A 15,208-nucleotide genomic window follows, 5' to 3' on the forward strand; every position below is an offset into this window, starting at 1 on the left:
GTTCTGTTTTGAACTTAGATAGATAACGTTACGTTTTGTTAGATAGCATACAGTTTTTAATATTACTGATAACAAATAACTAATTACAGAAAAATATGCATTTTGGAGAAGAATTTCGTAAGTATGCCGTACATCACATGGGCATGAGCGGTTTAGGGATTGATGATTATATGAAGCACAACGTTCAGAATATGACTCCAAATATCATCGAAGAGCGTCCGATGCGTTTTGCCGCTATCGACGTGTTCTCTCGTTTGATTATGGACCGTATCATTTTCTTAGGAACAGGCGTTGACGATTACGTAGCAAACGTAGTAGTAGCACAATTGCTTTTCTTAGAGTCAGTTGATGCTAAAAAAGACGTTTTGATGTACATCAATAGCCCAGGTGGGTCGGTTTATGCAGGTTTGGGTATGTACGATACCATGCAGTATGTTCGCCCTGACGTAGCTACAATCTGTACTTCATTAGCAGCTTCAATGGGAGCGGTATTGTTGGCAGGTGGTGCAGCAGGTAAGCGTTCGGCATTGCCACACGCACGTGTGATGATTCACCAACCAAGTGGTGGTGCTCAAGGACAATCACGTGATATGGAGATTACAGTGAAGGAAATCATTAAATTACGTCACGAATTATATGAAATCTTAGCAAATCATACAGGAAAAACAATCGAGCAGGTAGAACAAGACTCTGACCGTGACTACTGGATGAAAGCTGAAGAAGCAAAAACTTATGGTTTGATTGACGAGGTTTTGTATCGTGATAAATAATCGTAACACAATTTTCTAAATTGTGCTAAATGTGCTGCAATTTGTTATTTCTGATAGCAAGTTGTGGCATATTTATTTTTTGAATATTAGCTTTTGCAGTTATTTGAACGAAATAAAATTTCGTTCCACAGTTTTAAGCCCTAACTTTGCAAAAAAATATTCAGAAAAAGTATGAGTTCTCTTCCAAGTGGAGCAATTATCGCTCCTTCTGTTTTAGCAGCCGATTTTGCGAATCTCCAACGTGACTGCGAAATGCTCAATGTATCACAAGCTGATTGGTTTCATATCGACATCATGGACGGTGTTTTTGTGCCAAATATTTCGTTTGGAATGCCAGTTTTGGAGGCAATCCAACGCCATGCTAAAAAGCCATTGGATGTACATTTGATGATTGTTCAACCAGAGCGTTATTTAGAAACTTTCAAGAAATTGGGTGCTGAAATTATTACGGTTCATTACGAGGCTTGCCCACACTTGCACCGCACAATTCAGCAAATTAAAGACTTAGGTTGTAAGGCAGGTGTTGCACTCAATCCGCACACGCCAGTAAACGTGCTTGAAGATATTATTCATGACATCGATATGGTACTGGTGATGTCAGTAAACCCAGGTTTTGGTGGACAGAGGTTTATAGAACATACTTACGAAAAAGTACGTAAAGTGCGTCAGATGTCAGATACCGTAATGATTGAAATTGATGGAGGCGTAACTTCTAAAAATGCTAAACAACTCGTTGATGCAGGTGCAAAGGCTCTCGTTGCAGGTAGTTTTGTGTTTAGTTCAGAAAATCCAATTCAGACGATTGCAGATTTAAAAAATATCTAATTGATGCAAATACAGCAATTTCTTAAACAGAATACAAACTTTGTCCTAATCGGGATTGTAGTCTTAGCATTTGGTTTGAGATATTACAAAATAGGTGAACATGGACTGGCTGGCGATGAGAAATATTCATTATTTGTAAGCCAGTTTGTGACCTATGAAGGCAATAATCAACACGATTCGGTCAGAAAACCTAACGATAAGTATTTTACACCGAAAGAATTTTGGTCAGAAAAATCATTGCCAGATTTTTTCGATTCGATAGCACGTTTAGATACGGGCAATGGGGCTTTATATACCTATTCTTTGCATTATTGGACAAATGTGTTTGGGGTTTCGGACAAAAGTATGCGGATGCCTTCATTGATTTTTAACCTTTTTACTATTGTTTTATTATTTGTTTTCGTAAAAGAACATTTTCGCTCGCAGAATTTAGCCTTGTTGGCAGCATTTCTCGCTGCCGTTTCACCGTTCTACATTAATTACTCGCAAGTAGCACGCAATTATAGCATTAATATGTTTTTTGCGTTACTGGCCACACACCTATTATTAAAAATTATTCAAGAAGAAGAAAGTAGCCAAAAGCCTGTTTGGAAATATGTTTTCTATGGTTGCTGTGCCTTAGCTTGTGAACTTTGTCATTTTGCGACTTTTCCTTTATTCTTAATACATGCTTTATTTGTTGTCATTTTCTTTAGACAAAAAAGGGGCTATATCGGATTTACATTGGCTGCAATCATACCTTTAGTAGGGGCATTAGCATGGTTAAATTGTGATGGGGGAAGATGGTTGTTTGATTATGTGGCAAATAGCGTAAAAACGTACAATCAAATGGCTCTCGAAACACCAGATGATTATCTAAATGTAGCTAATTTAAAGAATATCCTAAAGCAGCTAAGGCATGTTATTTCTGCCATGTTCTTGCTGATTGATGGCTATCCTTCACAGACTGTTTTCTACAAGAAAATATATCTTCTCATTATTCTATCAGCACTTTTAGGATTTTTTGTTTTTGTACAAAAGTCACTAAAAACCTCAGACAAACAACAATTTCGGCTAAGAGTTTTTATCGTTTTATTATCATTTATTCCATTATTGACCTTAATTGTTTTTGCTTATCAAGATGGTAATACATTCCGAATAATGCCACGTTATTTGGCTTATTCGTATTGCTTCTCTTTAGTTTTGATTTCACTGATTATCAAAGACTTGTGGAATAAAAAGTCGATTGTCAAATTCCCTATTTATGCAGTTTTTGCCGTACAATTCTTCATGGTTCTACATCTGATAAATACGATTTGGGATGATAATGCACCACGTTATTTTATGTATTTCTCAGAACCTCGTCAAGCAAATACATACGAGTTTTCAGCAAAGGCAATTCAGCGAGTATATGCAAAAGGCGATACTGTTTTGTATCCTTCAGTTTTCATTGAGAAGAGAGGTGGTGTAGGTATGCCTTCTTATTCTGTTTCCGATGCACAGCTAACAAACTTTTATCTACCCAAAGATTCCGAAATTATTCAACGAGTTGACTTCAATGAAGAGAATAAAATCATTATTAAAAAAGCTAATGGAAGTGAAAAGCTAATTTTTGATTTTAAAGGAGCAAAATATAGGTATTAGTATCTTATAATTTAAAATGAGTTTGGTATTAAATCGTGTCAAATTTGCCCCAAAATAGGTGAATAAACTAAATTCAGTGTCCTTTAAACTCAAATTCCATAGGGGGGAAGCAAGAAGAATATATTTTCTGCCAATATTTAATTCTTAAGAAACACCTTCTTATTTTATAGAATATCTCAATGCTTAAACTTTGTATTTAGAATCATAACATAAATTCTTAGGGAGATAAATCATTATTTTATATCTTGAGAAACTACCATCAAATTTATAATAAAGGCACTATTAACTATCTAATAAGCAACAAAAAAGAGGCGTCGCAATTTGCAACGCCTCTTTTGTATTTACCCAATATTGAAATTAGAATTTGTACACACGCTTTGTAATTTGTTGCGTTTCTGTACGAAGACTAATAGTATATGTTCCTTCTGAGTAGTTGCTCAAGTCAAGACGGTATTCTGATTGATTTGGAGTCAAAATCGTTTTAGAAATTACTCTGTTTGATTTATCAGTAATAATAATCATACCTGACTCTTTCAACATATTTTCCGAAACTGAAACTTTAACGGCATCAGCTGTTGGGTTAGGATATACCTTAAACACTTCTTCAGCTACAAGGTCAATTGATGCAGAAACTTTTGCTGGAGTTGTTATTTGTAATACATTAGTGTAATCAGAATTTCCTTTTACGTTAGTAGCTCTTACACGATAGAAATATTTAGTTTTCTCAGCTACAGTTTTATCAACATAACTAACTTCATTGCGGCCAGTTGATGCTAATTTCGTAAATGTTGTTCCATCAGTAGAACGCTCTACATCAAAACCTGCTTCTTTGTTTGAATCATCACCCCATTTCAATGAAACTTCAGTAGCAGTTGCAGTTCCTTTAAGGTCATAAGGAGCATTTGGAGCAGCAGTTACTACAATATCAAGTTTAGTTGTTGGAGAGTATTTAGAACTACCATATTTGTTTGATGCACTTACTCTGAAATAATAAGTTACACCTTCTTCAATTGGAATACTCGTTGCTGCAACTGTATTTGAATCAAGGTCTGCTCTAACAACACCTTTTGTGAAAGTACTGTCAGTTGCTCTTTCAAGTGCAAAGCCCCACTCATCATCTGAGTTATCTTTCCATCCTGTTTTGATAATAGTATTACCCAAAGCATCATTAGCCAAAACTGCTGTTAAATTTGAAGGAGCAAATGGAGGCCCTAAAGTAGTAGCAGTAGCTACATTTGAGAACGGTGATTCTCCTTGATAGTTTGCAGTAACAATTTTATACCAATATTTAGTTTTTGGAGATGCAGATTTATCAGAATAAGTTGATTCATAATCTCCAATAGTTGCGATTTGAGTAAACCCATCAGTGGCACTTATAGATGAACGAAATACTCCCTGTGCTACACGATTGTTAGTTACACCATCTTGTGTGCCTAAGTTCCAAGCTAAATCAATTTGAGTAGTTGAAATTGTCTTCGCAGTCAAGTTAAATGCTGGATTTGGAGCAATACGTTTCAACGTAGTTACTGGTAAAACCCCTGAAGGTGCACTATTACCACCTGTATTGAAAGCTATTACTCTAAAGAAATATCTCTGTCCTTCATTTAAGTTTTGCACTACAAAGCCATTATTATTTGGTGGATTAGTTCCCACAGTTACCCAACTATTATTGTCAACTGATTGTTGGATTGCAAAACCGGTTGCATTGTTTGCACCATTTATCCAAAATAAACCAACTGAGTTCAAACCTATACTAAAAGTGCCTAAACTATTTGGAGAAACAGGAGGGTCTGGCAATGTTGTGAAAAACGAAGTCCGTGATTCTGGAAGTGCAACACCGCTTCCATTACGAGCAGATATACGGTAAGAGTATGTTGAATTCGGTTGAGTAGTGTTATCAACATAAGAGCGTTGCCCCGTTCCTGCAATGCCAGGTATTGTGGCAATTACACTATAATCTCCGCCTGTTGAACGCTCAATAATAAAGTTCGACTCGTTAGTTGAGTTATCGTTGAAATAAACTGTATTAGTGCGTTGAGAATAAGGCGTTCCTACAAATGCACCAGTAACAGGTGCAGGAATATTATCGTTTGTTGAAACAACAATTCCATTACTCCAACATGACGCACTCCTTCCTGCAGGAGCAGGGTCAGAAGGCATGTTTGTTTGCGGAGAACAAGTTGGTGCAACTTCCACACTGTTTTTAATTGCTCTTACCCAAATATAATAAGTTGTATTTGGTTGTAAATTAGTAAGTGTGTAACCTCCGACAGAGATACTATTTGCTGTACCTGTAAGAATAGAAGAGTAACCTGTTGGTAATACAGAATAAGCAATTTGGAATTCCGCTTCGTCTATAGAATTATCATTCCATGTTAGATTGATTCTTGTGCCAGTTCCGCCAACTGCTGAACCTGAAAGGCCAGAAGGTGCGTTGGGAGCAGCAAACATTGTTGTGTTGGTAGAGCTACCATTTGCATTTGTTGATTTACTTGCATCTGATGCTTGCACGTGCCAAAATGCCGTAATCAACAAAAAAAGGGATAGAAAATAATTTTTTCTCATAGCTAAACTATCAGTTTTAGTTATTAATATTGGGAGGGAACTTTTGTTTTTTGTAAATATAAATGTTTTTATTCATTATTGACCCATTCTGACACACGAAAATTATTTTACGGTAAACTTTATTTCTTTAAATTAGATTTAATTGTAAAATAAGTAGTTGATAGTCAATAAACTGGCCTTGTACTTGTGTTGAAAGCACTTTATTGGACTGCAATAACTGATATTTCAACGTTTACATCTTTTGGTAGTTTGGCTACTTGCACTGTTTCACGAGCAGGAGGCATTGATGTAAAATAGCTGCCATATACTTCGTTCACAAGACCGAAGTCGTCCATGTTCTTTAAAAATATGCTCGATTTAACAATGTTTTCGTAATTCATACCCGCTTCTGCTAAGATATTACCGATGTTTTCCATTACTTTTTGAGCTTCGGCTTTTAGGTCGCCCGATGTTGATAATTCGAATGCAATTTGACCCGAAACGTACAGCGTATTACCTGCCAAAACCGCTTGACTGTAAGGTCCAATCGGAGCGGGTGCTTTTTCGGTATAAATGATTTGTTTCATGTATGAATTTTTGTTGAAGATAATGTTTGTTTTTATGAGTGTCTATTTTCTTTAAACCATTCTACGTTTAATTTCGTAAATTTGAAAAACAAAAATCAGAATAAAACTGACAATAAACAATTTTCGTCGCATAATTATTAACAATAAATGAGCAGCTCGACTGGTACACAAACTTCAGAAAATCAAAATCTTTTAAAAAAGGATGCCATCATAATTTTCATAAAAAATCCACAATTGGGTAAAGTAAAGACACGTTTAGCCGCAACCGTTGGCAATGAGCGAGCTTTAGAGATTTATCATCTTTTGATGCAACACACAAAGGCAATCACTAAGCCTTTAATAGATATTGATAAATATTTGTTTTATTCTGATTTTGTAGATGAAAAAGATATTTGGGGGAATACGGAATACCATAAGTCCGTTCAGTTTGCTGGGCAAGATTTAGGTCTAAAAATGGCTGAGGCATTCGTTGAAACGTACCACCAAAAACACGCTAAAGCCTTGATAATTGGAAGTGACTGCCTGGAACTAAATCAAGATATAATTACTGATGCTTATCGACAACTATCTACTAATGAGGTAGTTATAGGGCCGGCTTTTGATGGTGGATATTATTTGATAGGTTTTAATTTTGAGTTAATTGGCGAAGCAAGTGAGGAAGTGTTAAGGCAAATATTTTGGAATAAAGAATGGAGCCATGAAAGGGTAGGGCAAGAGGCAATAGAAACGTGTAAAGAAATGAATTTAAGGTATTTTCTTTTACCAACTTTAACTGATGTTGATGAAGAAAAAGATTACTTAAAGACACAACATTTGGCTCTAAAAGCCAACTAATAATTTTTGATGAAGGCTTAAAATTTGAGGTAAAATAAGCTGGCTATCATCGTTAATAATTTGATAGTCAGCAATATTTAAAAATTCTTCTTCTGATTTCTGTCGAGCAATAATCGAATGTATTTGCTCTATACTACGCTGAGGGTCACGCTGCTGAATTCGTTTAATTCTGATTTCAATCGGACAACTTACTACAATTACTTTGTTTAAATCATTGCCTTTTCCTGCTGCATTGCTGATGGCCGCTTCGCGTAAAACATAAGCTTGGTTTTGATGCAGTTCGAGCCAATGTTGAGTGTCTTTAAAAACTCTCGGATGAATCAACATATTAAGCATTTGAAGTAATTGAGGATTTTCAAAAACCTGATTCGCTATCCATTTTCTATTATATTGACCGTTTTCGTCGTATGCTTGTCGGCCAAATAATTCTTTGATTTCTTTTCGTAGCTGTAAATCATTATTAGTAAGCCAATTTGCTCGTAAATCGGCATAGTAAACAGGAATGCCCAGTAATTCAAAAACTTTGCAAACAATGCTTTTCCCAGAGCCTATTCCTCCTGTTATGCCAATTACTTTCATATTATTGGTTTTTGTTTCTTCACAAAATACTCCCAAACGATGCTTTTCTGATAAATATGATTTACCTGCTTAGGAGCTTTTCTCTCCAGTTTCGGAATCATTGCATAAAATGCAAAGTGTGCTTTGATAACAGCCAAGAAATCAGAAAATGAGCCATCTGCCAATAGTTTAATTCCCGAAATTCCATCCAGAATGAGTCTTAGCAGAATCGTTGAAAATAGCTTATTGCTTGGTAAATTTTTATAAAGCATTGCAAGACCATTGCGGTAATTCAGAAATGTCTTGCGTGGATTTGACTTGTGCAAAGTCCCGCCACCAACATGATAGACAGTTGAAGCTGATGAATAAATGATGCGATTTCCTTGATTTTTCATTCGCCAACATAGGTCAATTTCTTCCATGTGAGCAAAGAATTGAGCATCGAATCCATTTAGTTGGTGGAAAACTTCTGCCCGAACAAACATACATGCACCCGTAGCCCAAAAAATTTCTTTGGTATCGTTATACTGCCCTGTATCTTCTTCGTAACTATCAAAGATTCTTCCTCTACAAAAAGGATAACCTAACCAATCAATATAGCCACCTGCTGCTCCTGCGTATTCAAAGTGCGTTTTTTGCTGATAACTCAAGATTTTTGGTTGACATGCTGCAATTGACTTATCCTTATCCATTAAATCAATGATTGGTTTTGTCCAATTCGGACTTACTTCAACATCTGAGTTGAGCAAAACATAATATTCTGCCTCAATTTCTTTCAGTGCATTATTATATCCGCCCGCAAAACCATCATTATTGGCAAGCTGAATAATTTTAATATCAGCAAAATTGCTTTTAAGAAAGTTTACAGAGTTATCAGTTGAGGCATTATCTGCCACAATAATTTCATACCCATCATTATGATTAATTACAGATGGTAAGAAGGTCGCTAAAAACTTTTGTCCGTTATAGTTTAAAATTACTACGGCAACTTTGGTCATAGTATTTTATTTGAAAAGTTTATCCAAATCCATTCCAGGGATATTCGGCATCAATCCTTCAGTCGATTTTTGTAATTCTTCTTTGGCTTTTACTTCTACTTTTTCGAGAGCTTTATTAGTGGCTGCCACAATCAAATCTTGCAAGATTTCACGGTCGCTGGCTTTCATTAAATCTTCGTCGATTTCTATGCGTACTAATTGTTTTTTACCATTGGCAGTGGCTTTTACCATTCCAGCTCCTGCTTCACCTACTTCGGTTATTTTTGTCAAATTCTCTTGTGCTTCTTGCATTCGGGCTTGCATTTCTTTCATTTTGCTTGCCATCCCGAAAAGGTCTCCCATGTTCATATCCGTATGAGTTTAATTGTAATGCAAATATACAAAAAAAGGCAGTCGGTTAAGAACTGCCTTTGGTTAAAATAACACGCCTAAATATTATGAGTTGATTATCTGATAAGTGTCACTGAGCCGACTTTCTCAAATTTCTGTCCTGCGGGGTCTAAACCAAATACTTTAAAGCCATAATTACCTGCTGGTGCAGGCGTAACGCCATCGCTGGCAGTGCCTTTCCATCCATCATCTAATCTTTTACTTTCAAAAATTATATTTCCCCAACGGTCATAGACTTCTAAGTTAAATTCTGCAATAAATCTGCCTTTTATCTCAAATACTTCATTGAAGCCGTCAGCATTAGGCGAAAATGCCGTAGGAACATACAATTGGGCAGGGGTAATAAATATATATTCGTTGGAATATACCTCAAATGGAAAGTCGATTATTGTTCCACCTCCGATATCAATTTTTACTTTTTGAACTCCCCTTATTCTAAACTTTGCCTCCCCATTGGTAGTTGGAGATTCTAAAAGTTTTTCGATTTGTATTTTTACACCTAATTCGGTATCACCAGTAGAGTTAACCGTATTGATGTTGCCACTTTCATCTATTGTTTCTACGTAATAATCTACTGGGAAAGTTCCAGGAGCAGGAATTACATATTGCGTCCAATTGAGTGTATTTGGGCGAGTAGAAGTAAGAAAAATACTGCAAAACGCAGGTGATGGTTCAGAAGTATTGCCACATTCATCTTGATATTCTACTTTATAACAATATTGTTGTTTAGCTGGCTCAACACTTTTATCATCATAGAAATTTTCGGTTGACTGCTTTATTTGTACAAAATTATTTGGGCCACCTTCCGAACGATAAAAAATATAGTTATCGGCCTTATTTCCAGCTTCATAAATACTAAACTTAATCGTACTACTATTAAGAACTGATACAGTACCGATAGTTTTAGCTGCTAATTTTGCCGAAACTGCTGGGTCAACCAAAATAGTTGGAGATTTGATTACGACTTGATTAGGAGTAGTACCGACAAATCCAGTTACTTTGAAATCATATTTTTTCTTGCAGTCAAGTGCATTAAATAGATAGGTTGTACCTGTTGGAGTTACTGGGGCTCCAGTATTTGGATTTGCCCCTGTTGGCGATTCGCTATAACCAACCGAGTAACGAGTTACAGTTGGGTCGGGTGAATTCCAATCAATTTTTACTTCTTTAGGGCTGGTTACGGTTGCTTTTGGAATAATCGTACATACTTCGTTAGATAAAATTGCATTATTACATCCATCAGTAGTTTTTAATCTAAAGCAATATTCGGTTGTAGCGTTGAAGCCAGTAAGAGTTGTGGTTTTAAATGTTTCGCCAATATTACGGGTTAATTTCATACCTGTATCATTCCAGTTACCATTTTTAGGCTTTTGTTCGATAGTGTAAGCTTTACCATCTGACCCTTCAATCATTGTAATTTTATTACTTGTTCCACCAGTTAATCCCTCTAATTCGCTGATTTTAGGTTTATTATTTACATTAAACTGGAACGGAAGCGGCGTGCTTTCACAACCTTTAGCGTAGCGTCCGACAATTAGTGGTTGACCTGATGGAGTTCCTGAATAAGTATGCGTTTTAGTAAATGGGAAATTATTTGGAGTGATGCCAGAAAGAAATTCTTGAGAACCGTCACCCCAAAGAATTCTATAACCACTATGCTTATCATTAGCCGCCGACTTTTTGAATGTCAAGGTTATTTCATTGGTGCCGCAAGAGCTTACATCAAGGTCAGGTACTTCTGTTTGTACTAATTCAAATGAATTACAAGTAATATAGGCAGCACCATTTATATTCATACCTTGTAAAATCCAATAAGTGCCAGGTTGTGTAAAAGTTTTAGATGTTTCTAAAGTAGGTTGGAAAATGATATTATCGCCATCTTTAAAATTAAAAATGTATCCTAAATCTTTAAAATTAGTGCCACCAGTTAAGTCTTTAGCATTTGCAACTATCGCAGTGCCTGAATTTGTTTGGAAATTTAAGCAACCAACTCCAGGCGAGACATCAAAAAAACCGCCAACTAATATACCTCCTCCAGGATTTGTACACTTTGCTGGCTTCGTATCTTGCTGGCCAAAAGAAAGGTTAGTAATGCAAAAAGCACATAACCATAATAAAATAAATTTAATACGGGACATAGTTAAAATCTTTTCATGTGTTCACTCACTCAATAGTTTTTTTAAGCAAAAATCATGCCCGTTAGTAGCGGAATCTGTTAGATAACGAATCTGTGGAGGGAAATATTCAGTAAAATTTAAAAAATATAGTGAGAAATGCAAATGAAGGATAATAAAAATGTGTATTATCTTGCTGATAGTCAGTTGTTTAATGTGTTTTGACTCAAAAAGGTGGTTTGGCGTGATATTTGTTAAGCCTGATTTTGTAGTTCGATTGTAAATGGATTGATTCCCTTGATAGTACCGAAGGTTTCTACGGGTATGAATCTCGCAAAAAGTTCTTCCGAATACCAACCTTCTGCGTGTGTTTTCTTGATGACTTCGGCGTGTTCTCTCTGCCTATACGCAAACTTTTTCACATCTTCTAAACTATCCCAAACTGAGAATGTGGCTTGTCGCACAAAAGGCATTTCACCAATCCCAACCGAAGTGATAAACCCTTGGGCGTGCGTCATTGATGCCGCAATGGTTGGTACATTTTTCCAAAAACCAGATAATTTTGATAATCGAATTGTTGCACGGGTCAGTACTGCAATTGGGCCAGTATAGTTTCTGTTAGGTGTAGGTTGTCCAAATGGTTCTTTATCGTCCCATTTGCCGTGCGATTCGTAAGGAATACAGCCGATTGTCCATTGTTCATTGGTTAGTAATCGCCACCATGCCCAAACAAATGATTTATTCTTGAAATTATCAAAGTCATTTTTCTCTTTCCAAACTGCCATCAAACCCCATTGTTGATAATCGGGATGAATATCAAAAGTGCCATTTTTACCACAGCCCAATAGCTTCCAAAATGTAATTCCTTTGGTAAAAAACAACGGTATATGCAGAATTGCCATCGAAATAAACGCCAGAGGAATCAAATATTTTGGGTAACGAACAATGGTTAGGCTGACAAACATTTTTTTGATGAGTACGAAGTTGATGATTAAAGTATAAACATCGGAAACCACAATAAGTTATAAAATTGTAGGACAAGTTTTCAAATGTCGATAGCGAAGATAAGGAAAGTTTGGTGTATGATTTAATTTTCTACCAAAATCAACCATCTAAATGCCCATTTCCACTTGATTTTATAGTTTTTGATGCCAGCTTTTTCAAGCAGAATTACCCATTCTTTTCTCGAAAAACCTCTTAAAACGGAAAGAGGAGCATCGTTTTTGACCAAATAAGATTTTGAAAATATAGCAGTAAGCCATTTGATTGAATAATAAGCCAATGGGTGTCGGTGCAAATCGGCAATAACAAAACCAACTTGTGCATTTTTTTGCATCCATTGTAGCATTTTTACTAAATCTTCATCTTTGAAATGATGGCAAAACAACGAATTGAAGATTATATGTGGCTTCCCATCTGGGAATGTGGCCAGTTGATAATCGGCTATTTCATAGTTGATTGTTGTATTTTGCGTTTCAAAATTTTCAGCAAATCTTACACAATCTTCTTTCAAATCAACGCCACCGAGCGAATGTGATATACTTTTTTGACTTAGAAATCGACTAATAGCTCTTAAATTATCACCACCACCACTACCAATTTCACATATTTTTAATTTTTCAGAAATATTTGAAAATATATTATTAACTGGAATGATTGAATTTTTTGATTGATTTGTATTAATTGTTTTTTGTGTAAATTCTGAATTTATATTTTTATTGGAATTTATCGAATTGTTTAATTGAATTGTATTATCTGTATATTTATTATGTATTGAATTAATAAAATGTCTAATTCCATCTAAAACTACTGAATGTCCGCCGAGATAACTATTGATAAAGTCAAGCTCTCGAAGATTTTGGTAAAGGTCTTCGGTCGGAATTTCGTCGTTATCGAGTAATTCGGGTTGGTAGGAGCGAGTTTTGAAATTCATCGTTCTAAAATTACGCTTTCCATCGTGATACCTGGTCCGAAAGCTATTGCAAAAATATTGCCTTTTTTGTTGGAGTCTTCCATCATTTTTTTCAAAACGAATAAGATTGTCGGTGACGACATATTTCCGTAGTTCTTTAATACATCATAAGATTCGGCTAAGGCATCAGGAGCTAATTCGAGCGAAGATTCAACGGCCTCTAATATATTTTTTCCCCCAGGATGTATGGCCCAATCGGTAATACTTTCGGTTTCTATGCCCAGTTTTTGTAGTGAATTTTCAAGCAGATGCTTTATTTCATGCTTTATCAACTTCGGAACGTGATTGGTAAGCGTCATCAGAAAACCTGTACTCGATAGTTGCCAAGCCATATCTGCTTGTCCACTCAAGGCAATTTGTGAATAAAATTGCTTGATTTCTAAGCCTTTAGCACTCTTATCGCCACTGATGATACAAGCCGCCGAGCCATCGGCAAAGAGCGTGGATGAAAGAATGGCGTCAACATCGTTAGATTTTTGGAAATGAAGCGTACAGAGTTCAGTACAAACAACCAATACTTTAGCCGAAGCGTCGGCTCTACAAAAAGCATCTGCTATCTTGAGGGCATGAAGTGCGGCATAGCAACCCATAAAATTGACCGAAGTACGGACAATATTGGGCGAAAGATTGAGGGCTTGTACGAGTTGTATATCTAATCCTGGGGCTGTAATTCCTGTACAAGTAACCGTAATTAGGTGCGTGATTTCTTGAATGTCAGTGGGTTTCTCAATAGAATTTAGGCAGTCTTCAATGGCTGAAACTGATAATTTTACAGCTTCTTGATTATAGAAAGTCATACGTTTTTCGAGCGATGGCATGGTGCAGTTATCACCAAAAAAAGCCCATTGTCCACGAGCAAGCGAGAAATCAGAAAATACGGAGTAACGTGTATCAATGCCGCTTCTATGGTATAAAATCGGAAGAAGTTTTCTGTTTTTTTCGTCAGGATTATTGGCATCGAGCATAAATTGCATGATGTCGTTTTGTTGATGACGATGAGCCGGATTGGCAGTGCCGATGGCTAATATTTTTGACATGAAAGAGAATTAAAGTCAATTGTCCATCGACAATAGTCGATAGTTTTCAAAGTAAACTTAACTCAGAACGTACTTTTGTGAGAATCAGTATCTTGTAGTGTTGATTTTCAAACATATTCTGTGAATACTCTATATACGAAATCTTTCTCTTTTTGGAGGTCTTGGTATCTTACCAGAAAATTTTCGTTACTAATACTAAACTGTGTAACACTCAAAGTTTTCAATTTGTTTTCACGATTCATCTTTATGTTGTTTCGTACATCGCCATTTCCTCCGAAATGATGAAAGTTTAGTACATCTTCTTCCGTGCAGTTGGGGTTTTTCTCCAGAAAATCAAGAAACCATTCTTCTCGTTCTTGAATGATGTGAGGAGTATAGAGCGTAACCGACGACCAAATATGTGGTTTTTGTGCATCAATTTGTTTGATACTTATTTGGCTGCCCGTCCATCTTAATTCATTGATTATGAAAGAGTTTTCTCGGTCAATGATAATTAACGTAAACGGTTCAATTCCTTCAAATTGGTAGTTTTTGTAGAAAGAATCAATGTTTTGGAATTGATAAAAATCTAAGATGATTCGCCCACGACTTTGGCGATATGGCGGCGAAGGTAGGTGTTTTTCAATACCCCCGTTTAGCAAACAAAGTGTAAATCTATCGCAGCCTGCAATCCATGTTCCGCCACCCACAGGGTCTTTCGGAAAGAAAACATATCGACCTCCGAGCCCATATTTTCGTGGCGGTAATGCCGCTTCACGCAAAACACTTTCATCTCGATTAGAAGTGAATAGATAACCGCCAGATTTGATTGGTATGTAGGTCAGAACGCACATTTTTGTTATTGGTCGATTTGTTATTGGTTTATTGGGAAACTGGTTATTGGTGTATTGTTAATTGAGAATTAGTTATTGTTATACTCTTGGCTGATAATTAATGACTAATCCACCAGTAAAGTT

The 15,208-nt window shown here is 36.2% G+C and carries 14 protein-coding genes; 4 read left to right on the plus strand and 10 right to left on the minus strand.

The window, feature by feature from the left end:
• Positions 1-95 precede the first annotated feature (95 nt).
• The 3 genes from IEX65_RS17760 to IEX65_RS17770 all read left to right on the plus strand — a co-directional run bounded on the left by IEX65_RS17760 (position 96) and on the right by IEX65_RS17770 (position 3,218).
• Positions 96-770, plus strand: a complete 675-nt coding sequence (locus IEX65_RS17760; protein WP_188767844.1) for a ClpP family protease — start codon at positions 96-98, stop codon at positions 768-770.
• A 171-nt stretch (positions 771-941) separates the two neighbouring features.
• Entirely contained in the window at positions 942-1,595 is a 654-nt protein-coding gene (gene rpe / locus IEX65_RS17765; RefSeq protein ID WP_188767845.1) for a ribulose-phosphate 3-epimerase, read from the plus strand.
• Positions 1,596-1,598: 3 nt separating this feature from the next.
• Positions 1,599-3,218 (plus strand): glycosyltransferase family 39 protein, encoded by a 1,620-nt coding sequence (locus tag IEX65_RS17770; protein WP_188767846.1) that lies wholly within the window; start codon positions 1,599-1,601, stop codon positions 3,216-3,218.
• 357 nt (positions 3,219-3,575) lie between these two features.
• Here the strand turns inward: IEX65_RS17770 and IEX65_RS17775 are convergent, their stop codons facing one another.
• Entirely contained in the window at positions 3,576-5,783 is a 2,208-nt protein-coding gene (locus tag IEX65_RS17775; RefSeq protein WP_188767848.1) for a fibronectin type III domain-containing protein, read from the minus strand.
• Between the two features lie 200 nt (positions 5,784-5,983).
• Complete coding sequence (locus IEX65_RS17780) at positions 5,984-6,349, minus strand: Rid family detoxifying hydrolase (RefSeq protein WP_188767850.1); 366 nt, start codon at positions 6,347-6,349, stop codon at positions 5,984-5,986.
• 147 nt (positions 6,350-6,496) lie between these two features.
• On the opposite strand from IEX65_RS17780, the gene IEX65_RS17785 reads away from it, so the two are divergent.
• On the plus strand, positions 6,497-7,183 hold the full coding sequence (locus tag IEX65_RS17785) for a TIGR04282 family arsenosugar biosynthesis glycosyltransferase (protein WP_188767852.1): 687 nt from the start codon (positions 6,497-6,499) through the stop codon (positions 7,181-7,183).
• Here IEX65_RS17785 and coaE read toward each other — a convergent pair.
• The 8 genes from coaE to IEX65_RS17825 form a co-directional block, all read right to left on the minus strand.
• Entirely contained in the window at positions 7,169-7,762 is a 594-nt protein-coding gene (gene coaE / locus IEX65_RS17790) for a dephospho-CoA kinase (RefSeq protein ID WP_188767854.1), read from the minus strand. The genes IEX65_RS17785 and coaE overlap by 15 nt on opposite strands.
• On the minus strand, positions 7,759-8,739 hold the full coding sequence (locus IEX65_RS17795; RefSeq protein ID WP_188767856.1) for a glycosyltransferase family 2 protein: 981 nt from the start codon (positions 8,737-8,739) through the stop codon (positions 7,759-7,761). Before IEX65_RS17795 ends, coaE begins: the two co-directional genes overlap by 4 nt.
• A gap of 6 nt (positions 8,740-8,745) precedes the next feature.
• Complete coding sequence (locus IEX65_RS17800; RefSeq protein ID WP_188767858.1) at positions 8,746-9,087, minus strand: YbaB/EbfC family nucleoid-associated protein; 342 nt, start codon at positions 9,085-9,087, stop codon at positions 8,746-8,748.
• 98 nt (positions 9,088-9,185) lie between these two features.
• Positions 9,186-11,267, minus strand: a complete 2,082-nt coding sequence (locus IEX65_RS17805) for a T9SS type B sorting domain-containing protein (protein ID WP_188767860.1) — start codon at positions 11,265-11,267, stop codon at positions 9,186-9,188.
• A 230-nt stretch (positions 11,268-11,497) separates the two neighbouring features.
• A complete protein-coding gene (locus IEX65_RS17810; protein ID WP_188767862.1) occupies positions 11,498-12,208 on the minus strand; it encodes a DUF3291 domain-containing protein in 711 nt (236 codons plus the stop codon).
• A 122-nt stretch (positions 12,209-12,330) separates the two neighbouring features.
• Positions 12,331-13,176 (minus strand): methyltransferase domain-containing protein, encoded by an 846-nt coding sequence (locus tag IEX65_RS17815; protein ID WP_188767863.1) that lies wholly within the window; start codon positions 13,174-13,176, stop codon positions 12,331-12,333.
• Positions 13,173-14,252, minus strand: coding sequence for a type III polyketide synthase (locus IEX65_RS17820; RefSeq protein WP_188767864.1), 1,080 nt, complete (start codon positions 14,250-14,252; stop codon positions 13,173-13,175). Before IEX65_RS17820 ends, IEX65_RS17815 begins: the two co-directional genes overlap by 4 nt.
• Before the next feature lie 107 nt (positions 14,253-14,359).
• The gene (locus tag IEX65_RS17825) at positions 14,360-15,085 is read right to left on the minus strand and encodes an NRDE family protein (RefSeq protein WP_188767867.1); all 726 of its coding nucleotides are present in this window, start codon (positions 15,083-15,085) and stop codon (positions 14,360-14,362) included.
• Between the last annotated feature and the right edge of the window lie 123 nt (positions 15,086-15,208).

The sequence above is a fragment of the Emticicia aquatilis genome (genome assembly GCF_014644295.1).
Classification (GTDB): Bacteria; Bacteroidota; Bacteroidia; order Cytophagales; family Spirosomataceae; genus Emticicia; species Emticicia aquatilis.

Coding starts and splice junctions, on each gene's coding strand:
- IEX65_RS17760 (WP_188767844.1), top strand. CDS start 96: ATGCATTTTGGAGAAGAATTTCGTAAGTATGCCGTACATCACATGGGC.
- rpe (WP_188767845.1), top strand. CDS start 942: ATGAGTTCTCTTCCAAGTGGAGCAATTATCGCTCCTTCTGTTTTAGCA.
- IEX65_RS17770 (WP_188767846.1), top strand. CDS start 1,599: ATGCAAATACAGCAATTTCTTAAACAGAATACAAACTTTGTCCTAATC.
- IEX65_RS17775 (WP_188767848.1), bottom strand. CDS start 5,783: ATGAGAAAAAATTATTTTCTATCCCTTTTTTTGTTGATTACGGCATTT.
- IEX65_RS17780 (WP_188767850.1), bottom strand. CDS start 6,349: ATGAAACAAATCATTTATACCGAAAAAGCACCCGCTCCGATTGGACCT.
- IEX65_RS17785 (WP_188767852.1), top strand. CDS start 6,497: ATGAGCAGCTCGACTGGTACACAAACTTCAGAAAATCAAAATCTTTTA.
- coaE (WP_188767854.1), bottom strand. CDS start 7,762: ATGAAAGTAATTGGCATAACAGGAGGAATAGGCTCTGGGAAAAGCATT.
- IEX65_RS17795 (WP_188767856.1), bottom strand. CDS start 8,739: ATGACCAAAGTTGCCGTAGTAATTTTAAACTATAACGGACAAAAGTTT.
- IEX65_RS17800 (WP_188767858.1), bottom strand. CDS start 9,087: ATGAACATGGGAGACCTTTTCGGGATGGCAAGCAAAATGAAAGAAATG.
- IEX65_RS17805 (WP_188767860.1), bottom strand. CDS start 11,267: ATGTCCCGTATTAAATTTATTTTATTATGGTTATGTGCTTTTTGCATT.
- IEX65_RS17810 (WP_188767862.1), bottom strand. CDS start 12,208: ATGTTTGTCAGCCTAACCATTGTTCGTTACCCAAAATATTTGATTCCT.
- IEX65_RS17815 (WP_188767863.1), bottom strand. CDS start 13,176: ATGAATTTCAAAACTCGCTCCTACCAACCCGAATTACTCGATAACGAC.
- IEX65_RS17820 (WP_188767864.1), bottom strand. CDS start 14,252: ATGTCAAAAATATTAGCCATCGGCACTGCCAATCCGGCTCATCGTCAT.
- IEX65_RS17825 (WP_188767867.1), bottom strand. CDS start 15,085: ATGTGCGTTCTGACCTACATACCAATCAAATCTGGCGGTTATCTATTC.